Source organism: Actinomadura vinacea, from assembly GCF_039532545.1.
GTDB classification, from domain to species: Bacteria; Actinomycetota; Actinomycetes; order Streptosporangiales; family Streptosporangiaceae; genus Spirillospora; species Spirillospora vinacea.
Genome location: NZ_BAAARW010000012.1, coordinates 1,113,703 through 1,135,730 on the forward strand (window position 1 = coordinate 1,113,703; position 22,028 = coordinate 1,135,730).

13 protein-coding genes are annotated in these 22,028 nt (G+C 71.6%); 6 read left to right on the plus strand and 7 right to left on the minus strand.

Translation table 11 applies throughout. From position 1 onward, the window contains the following. Positions 1 to 8: 8 nt before the first annotated feature. Together ABD340_RS20390 and ABD340_RS20395 are read right to left on the minus strand one after the other, a co-directional pair. On the minus strand, positions 9 to 887 hold the full coding sequence (locus tag ABD340_RS20390) for a glycosyltransferase family 2 protein (protein ID WP_344590755.1): 879 nt from the start codon (positions 885 to 887) through the stop codon (positions 9 to 11). Positions 888 to 1,114: 227 nt separating this feature from the next. Continuing rightward, entirely contained in the window at positions 1,115 to 3,235 is a 2,121-nt protein-coding gene (locus ABD340_RS20395) for a hypothetical protein (RefSeq protein WP_344590671.1), read from the minus strand. 126 nt (positions 3,236 to 3,361) lie between these two features. Here ABD340_RS20395 and ABD340_RS20400 point away from each other — a divergent pair, with 126 nt between their 5' ends. The 5 genes from ABD340_RS20400 (at position 3,362) to ABD340_RS20420 (ending at position 12,167) form a co-directional block, all read left to right on the plus strand. Beyond that, a complete protein-coding gene (locus ABD340_RS20400; protein ID WP_344590672.1) occupies positions 3,362 to 4,204 on the plus strand; it encodes a TIGR03089 family protein in 843 nt (280 codons plus the stop codon). Positions 4,205 to 4,279: 75 nt separating this feature from the next. Continuing rightward, on the plus strand, positions 4,280 to 5,722 hold the full coding sequence (locus ABD340_RS20405) for an LCP family protein (protein WP_344590673.1): 1,443 nt from the start codon (positions 4,280 to 4,282) through the stop codon (positions 5,720 to 5,722). Next, positions 5,722 to 7,203, plus strand: coding sequence for an acyltransferase family protein (locus ABD340_RS20410; protein ID WP_344590674.1), 1,482 nt, complete (start codon positions 5,722 to 5,724; stop codon positions 7,201 to 7,203). The genes ABD340_RS20405 and ABD340_RS20410 overlap by 1 nt, the downstream gene beginning before the upstream one ends. Positions 7,204 to 7,360: 157 nt before the next feature. Beyond that, the gene (locus ABD340_RS20415) at positions 7,361 to 10,927 is read left to right on the plus strand and encodes a bifunctional glycosyltransferase/CDP-glycerol:glycerophosphate glycerophosphotransferase (protein ID WP_344590676.1); all 3,567 of its coding nucleotides are present in this window, start codon (positions 7,361 to 7,363) and stop codon (positions 10,925 to 10,927) included. A gap of 223 nt (positions 10,928 to 11,150) precedes the next feature. Beyond that, a complete protein-coding gene (locus ABD340_RS20420; protein WP_344590678.1) occupies positions 11,151 to 12,167 on the plus strand; it encodes a CDP-alcohol phosphatidyltransferase family protein in 1,017 nt (338 codons plus the stop codon). Between the two features lie 228 nt (positions 12,168 to 12,395). Here ABD340_RS20420 and ABD340_RS20425 read toward each other — a convergent pair whose 3' ends face one another. The 5 genes from ABD340_RS20425 to wecB all read right to left on the minus strand — a co-directional run bounded on the left by ABD340_RS20425 (position 12,396) and on the right by wecB (position 20,326). Continuing rightward, positions 12,396 to 14,315, minus strand: coding sequence for a glycosyltransferase family 2 protein (locus ABD340_RS20425; protein ID WP_425547399.1), 1,920 nt, complete (start codon positions 14,313 to 14,315; stop codon positions 12,396 to 12,398). 204 nt (positions 14,316 to 14,519) lie between these two features. After that, the gene (locus ABD340_RS20430; protein WP_344590681.1) at positions 14,520 to 16,037 is read right to left on the minus strand and encodes an ArnT family glycosyltransferase; all 1,518 of its coding nucleotides are present in this window, start codon (positions 16,035 to 16,037) and stop codon (positions 14,520 to 14,522) included. A gap of 109 nt (positions 16,038 to 16,146) precedes the next feature. Next, the gene (locus ABD340_RS20435; RefSeq protein ID WP_344590756.1) at positions 16,147 to 18,375 is read right to left on the minus strand and encodes a glycosyltransferase; all 2,229 of its coding nucleotides are present in this window, start codon (positions 18,373 to 18,375) and stop codon (positions 16,147 to 16,149) included. A 120-nt stretch (positions 18,376 to 18,495) separates the two neighbouring features. Next, positions 18,496 to 19,233 (minus strand): hypothetical protein, encoded by a 738-nt coding sequence (locus ABD340_RS20440; protein ID WP_344590682.1) that lies wholly within the window; start codon positions 19,231 to 19,233, stop codon positions 18,496 to 18,498. Beyond that, positions 19,226 to 20,326 carry a non-hydrolyzing UDP-N-acetylglucosamine 2-epimerase gene (gene wecB, locus ABD340_RS20445; RefSeq protein WP_425547400.1) on the minus strand — a complete coding sequence of 367 codons (1,101 nt, stop codon included), beginning with the start codon at positions 20,324 to 20,326 and terminating at the stop codon, positions 19,226 to 19,228. The genes ABD340_RS20440 and wecB overlap by 8 nt, the downstream gene beginning before the upstream one ends. A gap of 24 nt (positions 20,327 to 20,350) precedes the next feature. On the opposite strand from wecB, the gene ABD340_RS20450 reads away from it, so the two are divergent. Next, complete coding sequence (locus ABD340_RS20450) at positions 20,351 to 21,853, plus strand: glycosyltransferase family 4 protein (protein ID WP_344590683.1); 1,503 nt, start codon at positions 20,351 to 20,353, stop codon at positions 21,851 to 21,853. Positions 21,854 to 22,028: the final 175 nt, after the last annotated feature.

A 22,028-nucleotide genomic window follows, 5' to 3' on the forward strand; every position in this document is an offset into this window, starting at 1 on the left:
GGCCCCGGTCAGGTGTCGCCGCGGGAGCGGACGATCAGGTCGGCCAGCAGCGCCAGCGAGGCGATCAGCAACCCCGAAATGAAGATCATCACGGTGTTGTTGGCGAAGTAGCCGAAGTGCACGACCATGTCGAACACGCCCTTGCCGATCCCGATCGCCAGCAGCCACAGCGCCAGCGGCATCAGCACCTTGAGCGGGTTGAAGTACATCACCATCCGCAGCACCTGCAGGATGTAGCGGTAGGCGTCCTTGAAGAACTTGAACTTGGACTTGCCCGCCCGCTTGGCGTAGTCGATCGGCACGTACTTGACCGGGTGCTGGTTGGACAGGAACGCGATGGTGATCGTGGTGACGCAGGAGAACCCGGGCGGCAGCAGCCGCAGGTAGGGCAGCGACACCTCGCGCCGGAACGCGCGCAGCCCCGAGTTCAGGTCGGGGATCTTGGAGTTGGTCAGCCGCTCGGCGATCTTGCGGATGAACCACTTGGCGGGCACCCGCATCGCCTTGTGCGAGCCCTCCTCGCTGGTGCGCGCCCCGACCACCTGGTCGATCGAGGGGTCGGTGTCGAGCATCTCGACCAGGTCGGGGATCCGCTCGTTGGGATAGGACATGTCCGCGTCGGTCCACACCACGATCTCGCCGCGGGCCTGCTGGCTGCCGATCCGGCGGACCGTCCCCGAGCCGCTGTTGTGCTGGAAGGCCATGATCCGCATGTTCGGGAAGCGCGGCGCGGCCTCCCGCAGCCGCGCCAGGGTGTCGTCGGTCGAGCGGTCGTCGACGGCCAGCAGCTCATAGCTCTTGCCGCTGTTGTCCATCGCCTTGCAGATGCGCTCGACCTCGTCGATGACGTGGTCCTGCTCGTTGTAGCAAGGCAGGACGATCGTCACGTGGACAGGGTCGTCCGCCGCGGCCGGTGCCGTGCTGGCGGCGTCCGGGGACGGCTCCGCGGCCAGCGTGGCGGTCGGTGGCGCGGGCGGCTCGGTGGGCTCGGTACTCACGCCGGGCGAGAATACTCGCCCCCGGGTACCGATAACGTCTTGGTGGCGCACTGTTCACCTGCGCGCGGGGCAACCGAGGCCTTCAGTCGGTCTGTATTTCCAGCCGCTCTGTCTTCTCAGCCGCCGCCGGGCGGAGGCGGCTCGGCCAGCCACACGTCCACCGTCAGGCCCCAGGTGCCGTTGGGCGGCTCGGTGAGCGTCCGCTCGTCCTGGCGAGCGCGCAGCGCGACGGCCCGGACCGGCCGGCCGTGCGGCTCGACGTACGGCGCGACCTGCTTGGCATCGCCGCCCAGGAGCACCGGCCGCCGCCCGGCCGCGTAGATCTTGCCGATGACGCGGCGCACGTCCGCCGGCGTGGCGCTGGAGACCGTGCGGGCCGACGGCACCCCGCACATGCCCCGGATGACCTGGAGGAACCGGTCGGCGTTGGAGCGGTCGACGACCACCGCCGAGCGGCCCGGGCCGAGCCGCTCGCACAGCCCGCGGACGGCCGCCGCCTCGCCCTGGTCGGTCCTGGAGACGATGATCCCGGCCGACGACAGCAGGATCGGCGCCAGGAGCAGCACCGCCGCCGCGACGGCGGACCAGCGGACGGTGCGCGGCCCGTACCCGGCGCGCCTGATCCGCCGCATCGTCCAGGCCGTCCCCCAGACCGCGAGCAGCAGCAGGCCCGGGACGACCACGGCGATCAGCCGCCGCGAGGCCCACGGATGGTCGGGCGTGATCCCGGGCCGGTACAGCACCAGCACCGTGGTCCAGACGGTCATCGCGTACGGCAGCAGCCACTCGGCGGCGCGGCCGCGCATCATCCGCCGGGCCAGCAGCGCGGCGCCGAGGGTGGCCAGGAGCAGTGCGGGCAGGCCGATGTACCAGACCACCCAGTAGAGGGAGAGCTCCGAATACTGCCGGGTGCCGTCGATGTCCAGCCCGCTGAGCCGCTGCACATGCTCGATGAACTGCACGTTCAGCTCGTCGTCGGGGTTGGCCGGATCCCGCCGCACCGTCTGCACCAGCGGGCGCACCGCGAACGCCGCCACCACCAGCACCGTCAGCACCGCCGCGGCGGCCGGGGCGCGGCCCCGGGAGACCTGCGCGCCGAGCCGCCGCAGCCGGGCGCCGGTGGCCTCCCAGCGCAGCACGACCACCATGAGGACGGTCGCGGCGATCAGCAGCCCGGCGATGAGCAGCAGCGGATCGAGCGAACGGTTCAGGTAGTCCAGGTAGGGGCGGGAGAGCAGAAAGCCCTCGGCCAGGCCGCCGCCCGCCCCGAGCAGCAGTCCCGCGGCCAGCGGCAGGCCGGTGCGGCGCCGCCACGCCACCAGCAGTCCCGCGAACACCACGGCCGGGAGCACGTCGCGGATCCCGTCGATGCGGACCAGCACGATCAGCCCCAGCGCCAGCCCGCCCAGGAACGCCTTGGCCGTCTCGGGCGGGATCCCCTTCACGACCGTGCCCTCGGGGACGCGGCGCTCCTCGTCCTTACGGGCGTCGTACAGCAGCGCCAGGCCGCCCAGCAGCAGCACCATCGCGGGCAGCTCGCTGAACGTGGAGCGCGACACGAAGACCATCGGCGTGGTGAGGGCGAGCAGGAGCGCCCCGGCGGGCGCCCAGCGCGGCCCGACCAGCCGCGCGATCAGCCCGCCGAACGCGACCACGGCGCAGGCGCCCAGCAGCGGCGCCATCAGCAGCAGCCCGTGGGTGCCGCCGACCCAGGAGCCCAGGGCCAGGATCAGCGGCAGGCCCGCCATGAACTGCGGCACCAGGTCGCCGCCCACCTCGTAGAAGGCGGGGCTGCCGTACCGCAGCGCGTCGTCCCCGCCGCCGAACGCCTCCCGCGACTGCGGGATCGGCAGCGAGCCGTGGTCGGCCAGCCAGGTGGCGAACTGCACGTAGGAGGCCGGATCGCGGCGCACGATGATCTGCTCGGCCAGCATCAGCGTCTGGAGGATCAGGAAGCCGATCCCGACCGCGAGCACGCCCCCGGCCGACCACCACGACACCGCTCCGGTCCTGTCCTGGCCGGTCCCGGCCCCGCCGGCGGTGTCCTCGCGCGCATCGGCCGGGCGCTCCCGCAGGCCCAGCCACAGGGCCAGGACGGCTGCGGGCACGAACAGCGCGATCGCCGGGCCCGGCCGGAAGTACCCGGCCAGCAGCAGCGGCAGCGACACCGACAGCCACGCGACGACCAGCAGCGCCGGGACGGTCGCGAGCCGTGCCAGCAGCCGTCCGGCCGTCACCGGTCACCACCGGGGCGACACAGACGACACAAGCGGCGAACACGGACGTGGCCCATCGGATGCTGATCCATCGGTGCGGAGCGTAGCGGCCCTGACGGCGGGCTTGCGCCCCGTACGCTCGGCCCCATGAGCGAGATCGGACCCGCGGAGCTGCTCCGCAGGCGGGTGGCGGACGACCCGTCCCGGCCCCTGGTGACCTTCTACGACGACGCGACCGGCGAGCGCGTGGAACTGTCGGCCAAGACGTTCGACAACTGGGTCGCCAAGACCGCCAACCTGCTGGTGGACGGGCTGGCCGCCGAGCCCGGCGGCCGGGTGGTGCTGGCGCTGCCGCCGCACTGGCAGTCGGCGGCGTGGCTGATGGCGTGCTGGTCGGCCGGACTCGAGGCGGTTCCGGCGGATCCGGGCGGGCCGGCGGACGGGACCGACGAAATATCCGACGCGACCGAACCGGCCGGTGCCTCCGGCCCGTACCTCCTGGTGGCCGCCGAGGAGGTGCTGGACCGGATGCTCACGGACCCGGGCGCGGACGAGATCGTGGGCCTCTCCCTGCACGCGCTCGGCGGCGCCCTGGCCGATTGCCCGCCGGGGGTCGTGGACTACGCGGTCGAGGTCCGCTCGTACGGCGACCGGTTCGTCCCAAGCGCGGAGATCACCCCAGAATCGCCCGCCTTGCATGTGACAAAGACCACACTCACCGGGGCGGAGGTGGTCCGTGAGGCCTTCGGGGCCGCGGCGAAATGGGGGCTCGACGCGCAAGATCGAGTCCTGGTTGACATGCCCTACACCACACTCGACGGCGTACTCGCGGGTCTGGTTGCACCACTAGCCTCGGGTGCTTCCGTCATAATCCAACGAAACTTCGACAAAGCAGCCCTAGAACGACGCGTGACCCTGGAGCATGTGACCGCGGTGGCCGGCGTATCCGGATGGAATGTTCCGTCCGGGTCCGTGAAACGGCTCCTCTGACTTAACCTCAGTTTGTTTCCGACCCCTGAGGCGATCCGCCGTGCCGCGCGGCGGGGCCGCCCCACCACGGAGCCGATGAACAGCAACCCGATGTACATGGAGTACGTCGACGACGCCGACGAGCACGAGCCGTCCGCGCGTCGGCGCGGCTGGCGCGTCCTCGGCTGGGTGTCGATCGGCCTGTCCGTGGTGATGGTGGCCGGGTCCCTCGGTGCCTACGCCTTCTACCGCACGGCGTTCGGCAACATCTCCCAAGAGGACGCCAACGCGCTGCTCGGTCCCAACCGTCCGAAGAAGCTCAACAGCGCGATGAACATCCTGCTGCTGGGGTCGGACACCCGGGCGGGGGCGGGCAACGCCCAGTACGGCCGCAACATGACCAAGGAACTGCCGCGCTCGGACACGATGATCCTGCTGCACCTGTCCCCCGGCGGCGGGCAGGCGATGGGCATCAGCTTCCCGCGCGACCTGATGGTCCCGATCCCCTCGTGCAAGCTGAAGAACGGGCAGAGCACCCAGGCGCAGAACCCCGGGCAGATCAACTCGTCGTTCACCTACGGCGGCGCGTCCTGCGTGATCAAGACGATCGAGGGCTTCACCAACATCAAGATCGACCACTTCATGCAGGTCGACTTCAACGGGTTCAAGGCGGTCACCGAGGCGGTCGGCGGCGTCGACGTCTGCCTGCCCAAGGCGGTCAACGACCCCCAGTCCAAGCTCAGGCTGTCCAAGGGCAAGCACACCATCAAGGGCGAGCAGGCCCTGGCCTACGTCCGCAACCGGAAGGGCCTGGGCAACGGGTCCGACACCGACCGGATCAAGCGGCAGCAGAAGTTCATGGGGGCCCTGGCCAGCAAGGCGATGAGCGCGGGAGTGCTCTCCAACCCCAAGAAGATGCTGGACCTCATGAACGCGACCACCAAGTCGCTCACCACCGACAAAGAGCTCACCCCGCAGGTGATGATGCGGATCGGCTCCGGCATGCAGGGCATGACCTCCGGCAAGCTGCGGTTCGTGACCGCGCCGTGGGGGGCGTACGCCCCCGACCCCAACCGGGTGGCGCTCCAGCAGCCGGCCGCGGACCAGTTCTTCAGCGCGATCCGCAACGACAAGACCGTCCCCAGCGAGCCGAAGAAGAAGGCCAGCACCGCCACGCCGGCGATCCCGCCGAGCCAGGTGCGGGTGCGGGTCTTCAACGCCAGCGGCATCGACGGCCAGGCCAAGCGGGTCGCCGACGACCTGGAGCAGCAGGGCTTCCAGGTGACCGTGGGCGGCAACACGAGCCCCACCAAGACCACCCGGGTCATGTACGGGACCGGTGCCGACCAGCACGCCCAGACCGTCAACGGGGTGCTGTCCACCAGCCCGCCGCCGCCCGCCGCCCGCACCGGTGGGTCGCCCGGCGTCGTCGACCTGGTCGTCGGCTCCAACTGGACGCCGCTGCAGGGATCCAAGACCGGGGGCATCCCCACGCAGCAGGGCGAAGTCAAGGCGAACGACGACATCTGTAAGGAATAATGGCGCACTCCACCCCGCCTTCCACCGCTCCGCAGCCGCGCACCTCGCCGCCTGGAGAGGGCCCGCCCGGCGCGCCCCCTGAGGGGGCCGCCGAGGCCGCCACCGACGGAAGGGCGGCCGACGGGGCCGCCGACGGGAAGGCGCCCGCCGCGCCGGTTCCCAACGGGAAGGCTGACGGGAAGGCCGCAGGGGGGCGGGCCTCCAGCGGGAAGGCGGCCGCCGCGCCGCGCCGCAAGGAACGCGACCCGTTCTTCGACAACGCCAAGTTCCTGGCGATCCTGCTGGTGGTGATCGGACACTCGCTGGCGTACCGGCTCGACGTGCCGATGGCCAAGGCCCTGTACATGTTCATCTACATGTTCCACATGCCGATGTTCATCGTGGTCACCGGCTACTTCTCGCGGAACTGGACGTTCGCGGGCGGCAAGGCGCGCAAGCTGATCACCAATGTCGGGGTGCCGTACCTGGTCTTCGAGCTCGCCTACTCGCTGTACGACTGGCAGGTCGGCCGGAACGAGCTGGAGATCAGCCTGCTCGATCCGTACTTCCTCACCTGGTTCCTGTGCGCGCTGTTCTTCTGGCGGCTGTCCACCCCGGTCTGGCAGCAGATCCGCTGGCCGCTGGCGGTCGCGCTGGTGTTCTCGCTGCTGTCGTACATGAGCGACCTCGGCAACACCTTCAACATCCACCGGGTGATCGGGCTGCTGCCCTTCTACGTGCTGGGCCTGCTGCTCAAGCCCGAGCACTTCGAGTACCTCAAGCGGCCCGTCGCGCGGGTGCTGGGCGCGCTGACGCTGGCCGCCGGGCTGGGCGTGGCCTACCTGGCCATGAACCGCATGAACCGCGCCTGGATCTATTGGAAGGATCCGCACCAGGAGCTGGGCGTCGACAACGTCACCGGCACGGTGATGCGGCTGGCCATGTTCGTGTGCGCGACCGTGCTGGTCGCCGCCTTCCTCGCGGTCGTGCCGGGGCGCAGGACATGGTTCACCAAGCTGGGCACGACCACCCTGTACGCCTACCTGCTGCACGGCTTCGTCACCCGGCTGCTGCAGTTCACCGACTGGTGGGACGCCGAGTGGCTGAACACCGTCCCGGGCGTGCTGGTGGTGATCGCGGGCGCGGCCGTGGTGGGCACGTTCCTGTGCTCGAAGCCGGTCGTCGTCTGCATGCGCTGGGCGCTGGAACCCAAGATGACCTATGCGTTCACCCCGCTCCGCCGCCCCGGCTCCAAGGGCCCGGGCAAGGGCCCGGGCAAGGGTTCCGCAAAGGGTTCGCGGAGGGGTTCGGGCAAGGGCCCGAGTGGTAGGCGATCCGGCTCGGGACGGCGGGCCGGCACCCGCCGCGCGGGCGAACGCGCTGAGCCGGGTGGACCCGTCGAGGACGCCGGGAGCGCTAGGATCACCGGATCCGCCGAGGACTCCGCCGCGGACACGCAGAACGCCGAGGTGTCGTCGGTGAACTCCGGCCCCCGGGCCTGAGTCCTACCGAAACAGGCGGGAACGCCAACAACACCGGCCCTTTCACGACAGTTCAGCTAATCTTCAAAAAGTCGCCGTTCCTTTTGCGGAACACCCTCCGGAGCCGGGCGGGCACCGTGCGCGAGGGCCGTCCGCAGTCACCGCAACCGGGAGAACCGTGTCACCGCTTCTCAGCGTCGTCGTTCCGTTCTACAACGTCGAGAGCTACCTGGAAGCCTGCCTCGAATCACTGCAGCAGCAGACGCTGCGCGACATCGAGGTGATCATGGTCGACGACGGCTCACCCGACGGCAGTACGGCGATCGCCAAGGAGTTCGCGGAGAAGGACGACCGGTTCCGCCTCGTCCAGCAGGAGAACCAGGGCCTCGGCCCGGCCCGCAACACCGGGACGCGGGAGGCGAGCGGCACCTTCCTGGCGTTCATGGACTCCGACGACATCGTCCCCCGCTACACCTACGAGCTGATGGTGGGGTCGCTGAAGGAGACCGGCTCCGACCTGGCCTGCGGCGGCGTGCGGCGGCTCACCTCGGCCGGCCCGCGCAACTCCCCGATGCACACCGAGATCTTCAAGGTCACCGAGAAGAGCACGCACATCACCCGGCGGCCCGACCTGCTCGGCGACCGCACCGCCTGGAACAAGGTGTTCCGCCGGGAGTTCTTCGAGCGCAACGGGTTCGAGTTCCCGCCCGGCCTGTACGAGGACGCCCCGGTGACGATCCCGGCGCACTACCTGGCCGCCTCGGTGGACGTGCTGTCCGACGTCGTCTACTACTGGCGGGAGCGCGAGGGCGAGTCCCAGTCGATCACGCAGCGCCGTACCGAGCCGGGCAACCTGGAGGACCGGGTCCGCACCACCCAGGCCGTCACCGCGTTCCTGCGCGACCGCGACCGCAGGCTGTGGCGCAAGCAGCTGGAGTCGGTGGTCTCCGGCGAGCTGCCGCTGTACATCGACGTGGCCGGCGAGGGCGGCACGGAGTACCAGGAGCGGCTGCGCGCCCAGGTCAACGAGGTGCTGGCCGAGGCCGACGACGCGCTGATCCGCGAGCTGACCGCGCTCAAGCGGCTCAAGTACCACTTCATCCGGAACGGGATGATCGACGAGCTGCTGGAGCTGATCAACTACCAGCAGGCCCGGATCTTCACCGCCGACGTCACCCGCAAGGACGGGCACTGGTACGCCGAGTACCCCTACTTCCGCGACCCGTCCCGCGGCGTGCCCGACGATCTCTACGACGTCACCGACGAGCTGCGGCTGAAGCTGCAGGGCCGGGCCGACTCGGCGCACTGGGAGAACGGCAAGCTGCGGATCTCCGGGCACGCCTACATCGCGCGGATCCCGATGACCGACCCGGCGAAGGACCCGGAGGCGTGCACGCTGCGGGTCTGGCTCCAGCACGCCCGCAACGGCACGGTCGTGGAGCTGCCGGTGCGGCGCGCGCACCGTCCGGACGTGTCCGCCGACGCCAAGCGCGCCGCCGCCGACTACGACTGGGCCGGCTTCGAGGTGGCGATCGACCCCGCCGACCTCAAGGTCAGCCGCTACCGGTTCATGCGGGTCAGCAAGTACCGGGTGCTGCGGGCGCTGCGCTCGGCCAACTGGGAGCTGCACGCGGAGGTCACCGCGCCGGGCGGGCTGAAGGTCGGCGGGCCGCTGGGCGGGCCGCGGCGCAGCGACGTCAAGTGGGCCAACGCCTGGGAGGCCGGCCCGGAGGTGTGGATCCGGCCGGTGACCAGTACCAGCGACCGGTTCATCGTCCAGGTCAAGCAGCTCAGCGCGCACATCACCGGCGCCGACGTGGCGGGCGGGGAGCTGGTGCTGCGCGGCTGGACCGCCGACTCCGCCGCCACCTCGGGCGAGATCGTGCTGGCCCGGCGGCAGGGCATGGGCAAGTCGCGGCTGCCGGTGTCGCTGGACGGCAAGGGCGGCTTCACCGCCCGCATCCCGGTGGACGGGCTGGTCTCCCACGCGAGCGATAACGCCGCGACGCTGCACACCTGGGTGACCGAGGGCCTGGACTGGGACGCCTCCCTGAAGCTGGCGGGGCAGGCCAAGGCGGTGCGGCTGAGCATCCACGACGACGTGGAGGTGCGGCACTCGCTGGGCTCGGACGAGATCGTCGTGACCCGCACCAAGTTCGGCAACGTGCGGATCATCGAGCGGCCGCGCCGTCCCGCGGTGACCCGGGCCGAGTGGACCCAGGACGGCCGGCTGGTGCTGACCGGCGAGATGGCGGCCGGCACGGGCGACGGCGCGGCCGCGCTGCCCGGCGAGCTGAAGGTGAAGCTGCGCAACGGCGGCGACACCTACTCCTTCCCGCTGGCCTGGCAGGACCGCACGTTCACCTGCGAGCTGGCGCCCGCCCGGGTGCCGCGGTTCGGCGAGGAGCTGCCGCTGGCGACCGGCCAGTGGGGCCTCTTCGCGCCGATGGAGGAGGGCGACGTCGCGGTGGCGGTCTCGCGGTCCTCGGTCGCGGACCTGCCCGCCCCGCGGGTGGTGGGGCTGCACGAGTTCAAGCTGTCGACGTTCCAGGCCGACTCGCTGCGGCTGGAGTCGCGTCCCGCCACCGACGACGAGGAGCGCGGCGTCTTCGGGCTCAAGCGGATCGCGCAGCGCGACTACCCCGGCTACCTGTCCGAGCCGCTGCGCGACCTGGCGATGTTCGAGAGCTTCCGCGGCCGGCAGTACTCCGACAGCCCCCGGGCGATCTTCGAGGAGCTGGCCCGGCGGCGGCCCGACCTGGAGTACGTCTGGATCACCAAGGACGGCCAGTTCGAGCCGCCCGCGGGCGTCCGCTCCGTGCTGTACGGCAGCCGCGAGCACTTCCGGACGCTGGCGCAGGCGCGGTTCCTGGTCGGCAACGACCCGATGCCCGAGTGGCTGCGCAAGCGCGAGGGCCAGTTCTACGTGCAGACCTGGCACGGCACGCCGCTCAAGCGCATCGGCTACGACATCGAGCGTCCGCGGTTCAAGAACGCCCAGGACTACATGCGCCGGTTCAGCGCGGACGCGGCCCAGTGGGACGTGCTCGTCTCGCCCAACCCGTTCAGCACCCCGATCATGCAGCGGGCGTTCCGCTACGACGGCGAGATGCTGGAGTCCGGATACCCGCGCAACGACCTGCTGGCCCGGGGCGACCTCGCGCGGGCGTCCCGCGTCCGGGCGCTGCTGGGCGTCCCGGAGGGCAAGCGGGTCGTGCTGTACGCGCCGACCTGGCGGGACGACCAGGCCAAGGCCGGCGGCTATCAGATGGAGCTGCAGGTCGACCTCGACGCGGCCCGCGCGGCGCTGGGCGACGACCACGTGCTGCTGGTCCGCGGCCACTTCAACCTGGGCGGCGGGGTGGAGGGCACCGACGGCGTGTTCTCCATCGACGTCAGCCGCTACCCGGAGATCGCCGACCTCTACCTGATCTCCGACGTGATGATCACCGACTACTCGTCGGTGATGTTCGACTTCGCGGTCACCGGCCGCCCGCAGCTGTTCTTCACCTACGACCTGGAGCGCTACCGCGACCAGCTGCGCGGTTTCTACTTCGACTTCGAGATCGAGGCGCCCGGCCCGCTGTGCCGGACCTCACCCGAGCTGATCGAGGCGATCCGCGACGCCGAGCCGGTCGCCGCCGCCTACGCCGACCGCTACCGGGCGTTCCGGGAGAAGTTCTGCACATGGGACGACGGCGGCGCGGCGGCCCGGGTCGTCGACCGGATGCTGCGCGAGGGATGATCCGGACACCTCGAACCTTCCCGGCTTTGATCGTTAAAGTTACGAGTCGGCGACTTTCTGGAGGCCACCCCCAGGACAGCCGATAACATCTATGCGGCCGCCGGGGGTCTCCGGCCGGGGCCTGGCACGCCGAGGCGGGCGCGTGCCGGCCGTCAAACCGAATTTCGAGGTTCGCGCGAATCCGCGTCCGGGGAGCCTCTTCGCAATGAAAGGACACCTCTCCATGGCGAACTTCACGCTCGAGGACGTTCGGCAACGGACGTACAAGGCGCGTGACGCATGGTGGACGGTCATACTGGTTGATCCGCTCGCCGCCCGGCTGGTGCGCTTCACGGCCAACCGCACGAACGTCACGCCCAACCAGCTGACCGTCGGGGCCCTGATCCTGGGCCTGGGCGCGGGCGCCTGCTTCGCCGTGGCGTCCTGGCCCTACCTGCTGCTGGGCGCGCTGCTGTACCACCTGTCGTTCACGCTCGACTGCATGGACGGCAAGATCGCCCGGCTGAAGGGCACCGGGTCGATCTTCGGCGCCTGGCTGGACTACATCTTCGACCGGGTCCGGGTGCTGGCCTGCGCGATCGCGCTGATGGGCGGGCAGTACGCCGCCACCGGCAACGTCGCCTACGTGTGGACCGCGGTGGCCGTGGTGTTCCTGGACATGCTCCGGTACATGGACGCCCTGGAGATCTACAAGGTCCGCTCCCAGATGCGCAACAAGCTGCTGGCCATGCGGGAGCAGGCGAGCGAGCTGGAAGTGGCGGTCCGCCGCGCCGGGAACGGTCCCGACAACGGCGCGGTCGGCGAGGAGCTGCGCTCGGCCGAGGGCGCGCTGCGGCCCGACCCCGAGGCCGACATGGAGGACCAGGTCGTCGGCGACCACCCGAACGCGGCGCTGCAGGCCGAGTTCAACCAGCGCTTCCCGTGGTACGCCCGGATCCGCAACGCACTGAAGCGCGGCCGGATCCGCCCGCACCTGATCAGCGGGATCGAGTTCCAGATGGGCGTGTTCATCGTGGCCCCGCTGGCCGCGGCGGTGGTGTCGGGCGCGATCATCCCGGTGACCGTGCTGTCGGGCGCCGGCATGCTGGCCTTCGAACTGGTGATCATCTACAAGTTCTGGCTGTCCAGCCGGGACTACAGCCGCAGCCTGGCCAAGCTGGAGAAGCGGATCGCCGGCTACCGCGAGCAGCTGCCCGCCGAGTACGAGCAGCAGGAAGCCGCCGTCGGCAGCGCCGGCTGACCGGACCGGTCGGCAGACCATCCCGTCCCCGAAGCAGGCCCTGGAAACCAGGGCCTGCTTCGAAGTTCCCTCAGGAACCTCGCGAGCGCGCTACCTGGCCGGTGAGGCGATGCCGGAGGCGAGCCTCACCGGCCAGATCGCGAAGCGATGCCGCGCTCGCCCAAGCACGGTCAGGGTACGAGCCGCCAGGCGAGTGCCCTGGGCCGGGGTTGCAATAAACACAGCGCGTTACTGGGAGCGGCCGGGGAGGACGCGGCGCAGCCGCGAGATCACCGAGTTGCCCACCTTCACCGACAGGTCTCCGCCCGAGCCGCTGAACGGCCGGGGCCCCCGCAGGGCGCCGGGGGCTTCGCCGTCCCCGGCCGCGAAGGGGACGCGGAACTCGCCGCTCGCCGCCCCCACGGTGACCTCGTAGGAGGCGTCCCAGGTGCCCCAGCGGGCACCGCGCAGGTCCACCTCGGCGGAGACGTCCAGGCCGCCGGGGACGGGCTCGACCGTGGCCGCGGTCGCCCGCACCTCGCCGCTGCCGCGATGCCGGAGCAGCACCCGCACCTTCGTCGGGGCGCCGTCGCCGGACGGTAGCGCGGCGGCCAGCGTCGACCCGATCCGCAGCGTCCCGGACGTCCCGGACGTCACCTCGGCGGGCGTGGCCGGCGCCGTTTCGGTCTTGCGCCCGCCCACGTGCAGCGCGAGCGCGCCGACGCCCTTGGTGAGGTACGGCTTGACCAGCGGCCTGCCGTCGCGGACGGCGGCGATCCGCGGCTCCGGGGGCTCGACGCCCTCCGCCGCGACCAGCCGGCCCTCCTGGGTCACGTCCTCGACGGCGATCACGACCTGGGCGTCCCAGCGGCCGGGGACCGGGGGCGCGTCCGTGAAGTCGATCTCGGCGACGAACTCGTCCGCGGGGACGTCCCCGGGCCGCTCGGGACGGAACGGGACGCGGTGCTGCTCGCCGCCGTCCCGCCGCCGCAGGACCAGTTCCTGCTTCCGGCCGCCTTCCCCGGCCTTCGCCACGATGGCGCGGGCGCGCACGAGCAGGCGCCCGTCCCGCCACTCCATCCCGGTGAGGGCGCGCTGGACGGGCAGCCGCCCGCGCGCCTCGAAGACCTCGTCGGGGATGCCGAGCGCCTCGTCCCGGAACCCGGGATAGGCGACGAACGCGGCGTCGTCCTCCACCACGACCGGGGCCCGGTCCTCGGCCTGCGCCAGCGCCACCTCGTCCACCAGGTCGTCCAGGCCGGCGCGCAGGGCGTGGCCGAGCACCCGCATGTACGGGGTGAGCTGCGCCATGATCTCCGGGGTGCCCCAGAGTTCCAGCAGGCGCCGCGCGCCGTCCCGGGTCGCGCGCCGTTCCTCCGGCGAGAACGCCTGGTAGCGCGGGTCGAAGCGGGAGAACACCTCGACCGAGAAGTGGCGGCGCATCAGCCGTTCCCGGACCGGACCCGGCTCGGTCCGGTCGGCCACGAACGCCATCAGCCGCTCGATCTCCGGGAAGTAGTCCGCGGCGGGCGCCCCGCCCTTCTGGAGGGCGCTGCTGCCGTCCTGCCGGTCGACCCAGTAGTAGCAGTCGTAGTCGGCCAGGACCGAGACGACCTTGGCCTCGAAGTAGGCGCGGACGGCGAAGGCCTGGTCCTCGCCGGACAGCACCTTCTCGGGGAAGCGGATCCGGTGCTGCTCCAGCAGGCTGCGCCGGTAGAGCTTGAGGGCCGTGATGCTGCCGTAGAGGTTGGGCACCTCGTCGTAGATGGTGGTGCTCTCCACCGTCTTCCTGAAGAGGTACGGGTTGACCTTGCGGCCGACGCCCACGTACTTGGGCACGACGACGTCGCTCGCGTTCCGGTCGGCCATCGCGCAGCAGCGCTCCAGGGCCTCCGGGCCGAGGTAATCGTCGGCGTCCAGGAAGAACACGTACTCGCCCGTCGCCCGCTCGATCCCGACGTTGCGCGGGCGTCCGGGCCCGCCGGAGGGCGGCTGGTGGACGACCGTGAACCCGGACCGCCCGGCGGCGAGCCTGTCCAGCTCCTCGCCGCTGCCGTCGGCTGAGCCGTCGTCGACCGCGATGATCTCGATCTGGCCGGCCGGCATCGTCTGCTCGAAGACCGACCGGAACGTGCGCTCCATCGTCGTGCGGCAATCGTGAACGGGCACGATGACACTGACCTTCGGCGTCCCCATAAGCTCCAATCCCCGCCGTTACGTACCTACCTGGTCTCCCCCGACATCCATACCCTGGTTGCGGATGTATCGGAGCGTTTTAACGCTCTAGGCATCATCCGACACGCTAGGCGACCGTTCGGGTGATGCAACAGAGACGTCCGATGGCAGGTGAAAGTTCACGCGAGGACGCTTTTTTCAGAGACTAACTTTTTTCCCCGACTCGTCGGACTCGTCCGACTCGTCCGGCTCATCGTCGGCGGGCTCGTCCGCCGGCACCGCCGGCGCGGCCGCGGCGGGACGCGTCCGAGCCGCCCCCGGGATCAGCGCCAGCACGGCGGCCAGGCAGGCGAACGGCACCGCGGGCGGCAGGTAGCGGTAGTCGAAGTCGGCGGTGGCCGCCGGGATCACCACCAGGGCCGCCGCCATCGACCACGGCAGCAGCACCGCGCCGCCGAAGCCGGACCGCGGCCGCAGCCGGATCAGCACGCCCGCCAGCCCGACCACCAGCAGCCCGGCCAGCGCCGGGCCGGGCGTGAACCAGCGATCGTGGTAGCCGCGGATCCAGGCGGCGTGCGGCTCGACGACCGTGCCGCGGCCGTGCGCGCCGTACTTCTCCGCCAGCAGCTGCTGATCGTCCGACCACGCCTCCCCGGCCGGGAAGCGGGTGTTCTCCTCGGTCCACGGCGTCGGATACGGCTCCCGGCCGGACTCGAACGCCCGCAGCGTGTCCCGGACGATCACGCCCACGTAGTCGCCGAACTGCTTCTTGATCGCGAGGTCGGCGAACTCCCCGGCCTTCTGGTTGCCCTCGTCGCCGTAGATCCCGCCGGGGATGTAGGTGAACGGCGAGTCCTGCGTCCACAGCGCGCGGAAGGCGGGCGCGATCCGCGGGTCCGACGCCGGCTTGGGGCACATGACGATCAGCTCGGGCGGCGGGTTCAGCTTGGCGCAGTCGGCGAAGTCGACCGTGCGCCCGTAGAGCCAGACCTTGTCGGCCTTGGTGAGCGCGAAGCCGCCCCAGTGGCCGGAGAACCAGTTCATGTACGCCCCGAAGGGCACCGCGAACATCACCACCGCCGCCGCCACCGAGGCGACGGCGCGCCGCCACCCGGGCCGGCGCAGCAGCATGGCCAGCACGATCAGCCCCAGCAGCGGCAGCCCGGCCAGCCGGGTCAGCGCCGCGAACGAGGTCAGCAGCCCGGCGACCGCGCCCGCCCACCAGGGCGTCCGCTCCCCCCACAGCACCACGGTCACGGCCGCGACCAGCAGGAACGTGAACAGGCTGTCGGCCAGCATCATGTGCTCGGCCTGGATCAGGTTGCCGTCGTACAGCATCGGGACCGAGGCGGGGGCGGCGAGCAGGCCGGGCAGCCAGATCCAGCGCGGCCAGGCGCGCCGCGCCGCCCGCCAGACCAGCGCGTACACCATGGCCCCGGCGGCCACGCCCAGTGCCGCCTGGGCGAACACCACGGCCCGGAAGTCCTCGAACGGCCCGAGCGCGGCGAGGAAGACCGAGTAGCCGCTCGGCCGCCCGATGTGCGGGCGGAACTTGTTGGCCGCGTCGAGGTAGCCGTAGGAGTCGCCGCCCCACAGCAGCGACGGGTAGCCCCGGGCGGCCATGATCCGTACCGCGACGGCCCCGGCCAGGACCGCCGCGAAGAGCAGGTGGGCGGCCGCGTACCGCCCCGCCGGACGTCCGATGGATCGGTACAACGCAGGGAGCGGCCGGGGTTTCACAGCGCAGAGCCTATCGAGATCATCCGCGTTCCCGGGACCGCCGCGCGCACCTGATCCACGGTGGCTATCGCCGTTGCCGCAATGGCTACCGGGCGGGGACGAGCGCTCCGGCCAGCAGGTCGGTCCACTGGCGGCAGACCTCGTCCAGGGCGTACTGCCCGCGGACCTGCTCCCGGGCGAGCGCCCGTTCAGCCTCCCAGCGCCCCTCCCGCACGGTCGCGGCGATCGACGCGGCCATCGCGGACGCGTCCTGGTGGATCCACCGGGTGTCGTAGATGGTGTCCGCCCCCGGCCAGCCCAGCAGCACCGGCACGGCCCCCGACGCCATGCCCTCGGCCGGGGCGAGGTGGAAGCTCTCGTCGTCGCTGGTCGACAGCACGAAGCCGATGCGGCGCAGCCAGGACGACACGTCCCGCCCGTAGGAGTCGAAGACCACCCCGCCCGCCAGCAGCGGCGAGCGGCGGATCCGCCGGAAGACCTCCTCGTAGTGGGCGCGCTCCTCCGGGCGGTCCCAGATCCACCAGTACTCCCACGGCAGCTTCGACTTCACGAAGAGCGTGAAGCGCGGGTCCTCGCGGCGCAGCTCCTCCAGCGCGTCCAGCGCCAGGTCGAGCCGCTTGCGGGACGGCGCGATGCCGATCATCCCGAGATGGTGCTCGGCGCCGGCCAGCTTGGGCCGGTCGAGCTGGAGGTCGTCCACCCAGTTCGGCACGACGACGACCTTGTCGGCCGGCCAGCCGGTGACCTCGCGGGTGAGGTCGGCGTAGTGCGGGCTGACGCAGATGACCTGGTCGACGGCGTCGATATCGAGGTTGCGCGGCCAGGCGGCGTACAGCTCGAAGCGGTGCAGGCGCACCACGAGCCGCTGCCCGGGGCGCTTGTGCGCGGCGTACCAGAGCGCGTTGGGCCCGCACCACTCGCAGACCACCACGTCGGCCCACTCGACCAGCTCCTGGCTCCGCTCAGGGTCGTGCACCTTGAGCGCGGCCCAGTGGTCGACGCGCACCTCCATGTCGGGACGGGACTTCAGGTAGTCCAGCAGCCGCGTGAAGAACTTCAGGTCGTGGCCCGCGACCCCGACGCGCAGCTTGCGCACGGCGGGTTCGGGGACGCGCTCCGGCGCCGCGGCCGCGGGCACCTCGTGCACGAGCGTGTCGGCCGGTGCGCCGGGATGGTGCGCGGACGCCGACGCGCCGATCGCGGCCGCGGTCCGGGCGGCGGCCAGGACCTGCTCGGACGACTCGGGGAACGTCTGCCGCAGGTAGACGCGCAGCCGTGCGGCGGCGGCGTCGAGGGTGAACTCCGCCGCGGCGGCCCGGCAGCGCTCGACCGCGAGGGTGAACACGTCGGGGTTCTTCCCGATGAGCGTCAGGGCGTCCACGACGTCGGACTCGCCGGCGGCGAAGAGCGGGTAGTCCGCGCCGAACAGCCGCTCGTGCATCGGGGTGCGGTTGAGCACCACCGGGACGCCCAGCGTGCCGCACTCCAGCACCTTGGTGGACAGCTCCAGGCTGGCGTCCATCTCCGGGTGCCGCCAGGACAGGCCCACGTCGCAGGCCGCGGTGAGCCGCATCGCCTCCGCCCGCGGATGCCCGCCGTGCCAGATCACGCCCTCCCCGGACTCCAGCGCCGACCGCATCCGCGCCGAGTAGCCGGGGTCCTTCGGATCGTCGTGGATCTTGTCGCCGACCATGTGCAGCTCGGCGTCCACGCCGCGCACCGCCAGCAGCCGCGGCAGCGAGGCCATCTCGTAGGTGTTCCAGCGCGGCGCGAACTTGCCCGTGTAGACCAGCTTCAGCGCGCGGCCCTCGGGGGCGCCGCCCTCCCGCCCGGTCATGCCGTCCGGCAGCACGACGACGGGCGGGAACAGCACGCTCTTGCCCGCGGTCGCCGGCACCGCGCTCTCCATGAAGCCGCGCAGCTCCTCGGTCTGGCACAGCAGCACCCGCGACGCGTCGGCGATCCGGCGCAGCTCGCCCTTGGCCGAGCCGCTGAACTCCCCGGCCGACTGCGGGACGTCGGTCAGGTACGTCCACATGCGCCCGGCCAGCGGCCCGGCCGACAGCTTCCCGGCCAGCCGCCGGCCGCGCACCACGATCAGGTCGAACGGCTCGGCCTCGTCGATCCGGGCCAGCACGGCGGCGGCCTGCTTCGGCTGCATCGCGGCCTCGCCCTCGACCAGGCCCTCGGCGTGCGGGCTGAGCACGGTGACGTCCGGCAGCGCCCGCAGCGGATCGACCAGCCGGCCGGTCCGCACGGGGGCCTTGAGCACCAGGGTCACCGCGCAGCCGGCGCGGGCGGCGGCCTGCACCATCCCCTGGGCCCAGATCGCCGAGCCGTCGATCAGATTGAGGTCGACGTCGCCGTAGACGAGGGCGCGTGGTCGCACGGAAGGTCCTTTCACGGGTACTGCCTGTTCAGGTGCTCGGAGGGCTCAGGGTGCGGGGGCCGGGTCGGGTGCCGCCGCCTCGGCGAGCTGGGCGAACCCGGTGGCGTGCGCGTCCCAGTCGAGGACGGCCAGCGTCGGCGGCGGCGCCTCGCCCCACAGGACGAGCGGCAGCCCGCGCTCGCGCGCCAGCCCGCGCACCTCCTCCAGGACGCGGTCGCGGTCGTACATGCCGGGGGTGCCCAGGTAGGCCCACGGCCCGCCGGGCTCCCCCGCCGCCGCGTCGACGACGAGCACGTCGGCGTCGGCGGTGTCGAGCGCGATCTTGGCGTCGTGCGGGAAGAGCGAGATCACCTTGGCCTGCCCGGCGAGCTCGGCGGCGGCGTCGCGGCCCAGCACCCCGGCGATGATCAGCCCGTCGTACGGCTGGGCGACCAGCAGCCGGTCCTCGGGCCGGTCGACGTGGTCGAGCTGGAGCCGGTCGCTCTCCCGCACGGTCGGCGCGACCGACGGGATGTTGCGCTTCTTCCACAGCCGGTACAGCTCGCGCGGGAGCTTCGTGCCGCGCCGTCGCGGGTTGCGGGCCGCGCCCGCGACCAGCCTGCCGAACTGCACGGTCGTGGAGGTCTCCAGCGCGATCAGGCGCCGTTCCAGCTCCTGGACGCGGCCCTCGCGCTCGCGCAGCGCGGCCCGCAACTTGGCCGCCTGCCGGTTGGCCTTCGCTGCGGATGCGGCGGTTGATGGGGCCGCGGACGCGGCGCTGTGGCTCTTGGACGATTCAGTCACCTAGGAACTCCATGACTACTTCTGCGATGCGCGGGCCCGCGTGGCCGTCCCACAGCGGCGGCTTCCGCGTCGTGGCCGCCTGGCCGGCGTCCAGTGCCTTGCGGGTCTCGGGGACCAGGTCGCCGAAGGTGACCAGCCGGTTGGTGCCGTGGGTGATGGTGATCGGCCGCTCGGTGTTGGGCCGCACGGTCAGGCACGGCACCCCCAGGATGGTGGTCTCCTCCTGCAGCCCGCCCGAGTCGGTCACCACCGCCGCCGCGCCCCGCACCGCGGCGACGAAGTCGATGTAGCCCAGCGGCTCCAGCACGTGCACACCCGCGTGCTCGTCCAGCCCGGCGGCCAGCAGGTTGGCCCGCCCGCGCGGATGCACCGGGATCACCACCTCCGCCAGATCCGCCACCCCGTGCAGCGCCTTGACCAGCGTCGCGGCCGTCTCCGGGTGGTCCACGTTCGCGGGACGGTGCAGCGTGGCGAGCACGTACCGCTCCGGCAGCCCGTGCGCGGCCCGCACCTTGGCGGTGTCGAAGGCGTCCAGGTTCTTCAGCAGCGTGTCGATCATCGGGTTCCCGACGAAGTGCGCGCGCTCCACCGCGATGCCCTCGGCGGCCAGGTGCCCGATCGCCTCCGGGCTGGTGACCAGGCACAGGTCCGACAGCTGGTCGGTCAGCCGCCGGTTGACCTCCTCGGGCATGGTCATGTCGAAGCTGCGCAGCCCGGCCTCCACATGCGCGACCGGGATGTGCAGCTTGGCCGCGACCAGTGCGGCGGCGATCGTCGAGTTCACGTCGCCGTACACGATGACGAGCGCGGGTGAACGGGTCGTGAACTCCTGCTCAAGCCCGATCATGAGCGCGGCCGTCTGCGCGGCATGACCGCCCGACCCCACGCCGAGATTGACGTCGGGCTCGGGCAGCCCCAGCTCCTGGAAGAAGATCTCCGACATCCGCTCGTCGTAGTGCTGGCCGGTGTGGACGACCGCCTGGTCGGCCCCTCCGGCGCGCAGCGCCTCGATGACCGGTGCGGCCTTGACGAAGTTCGGACGTGCTCCCAGAACGTGCACGATGGACGCCAACACAATTTCCCTTCTGTTCATCGGGGTTGCCTACGCTCGCCCGCCGTGCTCAAGAGACTCGTCTACCTGCTGGGACTGACCTGGCGGCAGCTCCGCGACGACCCGGGCCGGGCGCCCCGGCTGGCCGTGCGGCTGCTGGCCCGCGTCCTCCCGGGTCGCCCCGGCGCGAAGCTGCGCGGCTCCCGCCTGATGATCCCCCGCCCTCGCGACCCGCGCCGCGAGTCCGCCGACCTCCAAGCCCTCCTGGCCCAAACCGGCCGGACGCCCGTGAGCGGCCCACGGGCCGAGCGGGACGGGCAGGCCCTCCTGCAGTTCGTCACCAACGCGATGCCGCTCACCAACGCGGGCTACACGGTGCGGACGCACCGGATCGCACTGGCGCTGCGGGATCTGGGCTACGCCCCCGAGGTGGTGACCAGGCTCGGGTACCCGCTGAGCCAGGGGCTCGGTGACACGCGGGCGCGGGTGGAGGTCGACGGCGTCCCGTACCACCGGCTGCTGCCCTGGCTGCCCGCCCGCGACCCGCGCCGCGACATCGCCAAGAGCGCCGACCTGGCCGGGCGCCTGGTCGAGACGGTGCGGCCGCGGGTGCTGCACGCGGTGAGCAACCACCTGAACGCGGCGGTCGCGCTGGAGCTGGGCCGGCGGCACGGGCTGCCGGTGGTGTACGAGGTCCGCGGCTTCCTGGAGGACTCCTGGCTGTCCCGCGACCCCGCGCACAGCGAGAGCGACGACTTCTACCGGCTGACCCGGGAGCTGGAGACCCGCCGGATGGCCGAGGCGGACGCGGTGGTCACGCTGGGCGAGGCGATGCGGGCCGAGATCGCGGGGCGCGGCATCGACCCGTCCAAGATCTTCACGGTGCCGAACGGGGTGGACGAGGGGTTCCTCGAACCGCTGCCGGACGCGGCCCGGACGCGCGCCGAGCTGGGCCTGCGCGAGGGCGTGCCGGTGGTCGGGCTGACCTCGTCGTTCTACGGCTACGAGGGCATCGACACGCTGATCGACGCCGCCGCGCTGCTGCGCGCGGCGGGCACCCCGGTGACGCTGCTGCTCGTCGGGGACGGGCCCGAGCTGGGCGCGCTGATGCGGCGCGCCGCCGATCACGGCCTGCCGGTCGACGACCGCCGCTCCGGAACCGGGGCCGGTCCGGCCCGCGCCGGCGGGCACGACGCTCAGGTCGTGTTCACCGGACGGGTGCCGATGCGGTCGGTTCGTCAGTACCACGCGGTCCTCGATGTGTTCGCGGTGCCCCGGCGGTCGGACCGGGTCTGCCAATTGGTCACGCCCCTCAAGCCGATCGAAGCGATGGCAGGAGGAATCCCAGTAATAGCAAGTGATGTCAATGCTCTGCGCGAAATCGTCGAACCGGGCGTGACCGGGACGTTAACACTTCCCGAAGATGCGGAAGCATGGGCGAATTCCCTGGCCGAGCTGATTTACAGTCCGGACAGGTGCCGGAAAATCGGACAGGCGGCCCAGGAATGGGTCAGGGCGGAGCGCACGTGGCGATCCGTCGCCGCCCGTTACCGGGATGCCTACCGCTGACGACAGTGAACGAGGCCTGAGCGAAGGGCCCGCGTCCCCGGGGGCCGGCACCGCAAGGACATCCTGAAGCACGGTGCCGCCCGCGGCGTCGTGATACTCGCGAAGGTAGCCATGGACATGGATCTGGTGGTCATCGGGCTCGGTTACGTCGGGCTGCCGCTGGTACGAGAGGCCG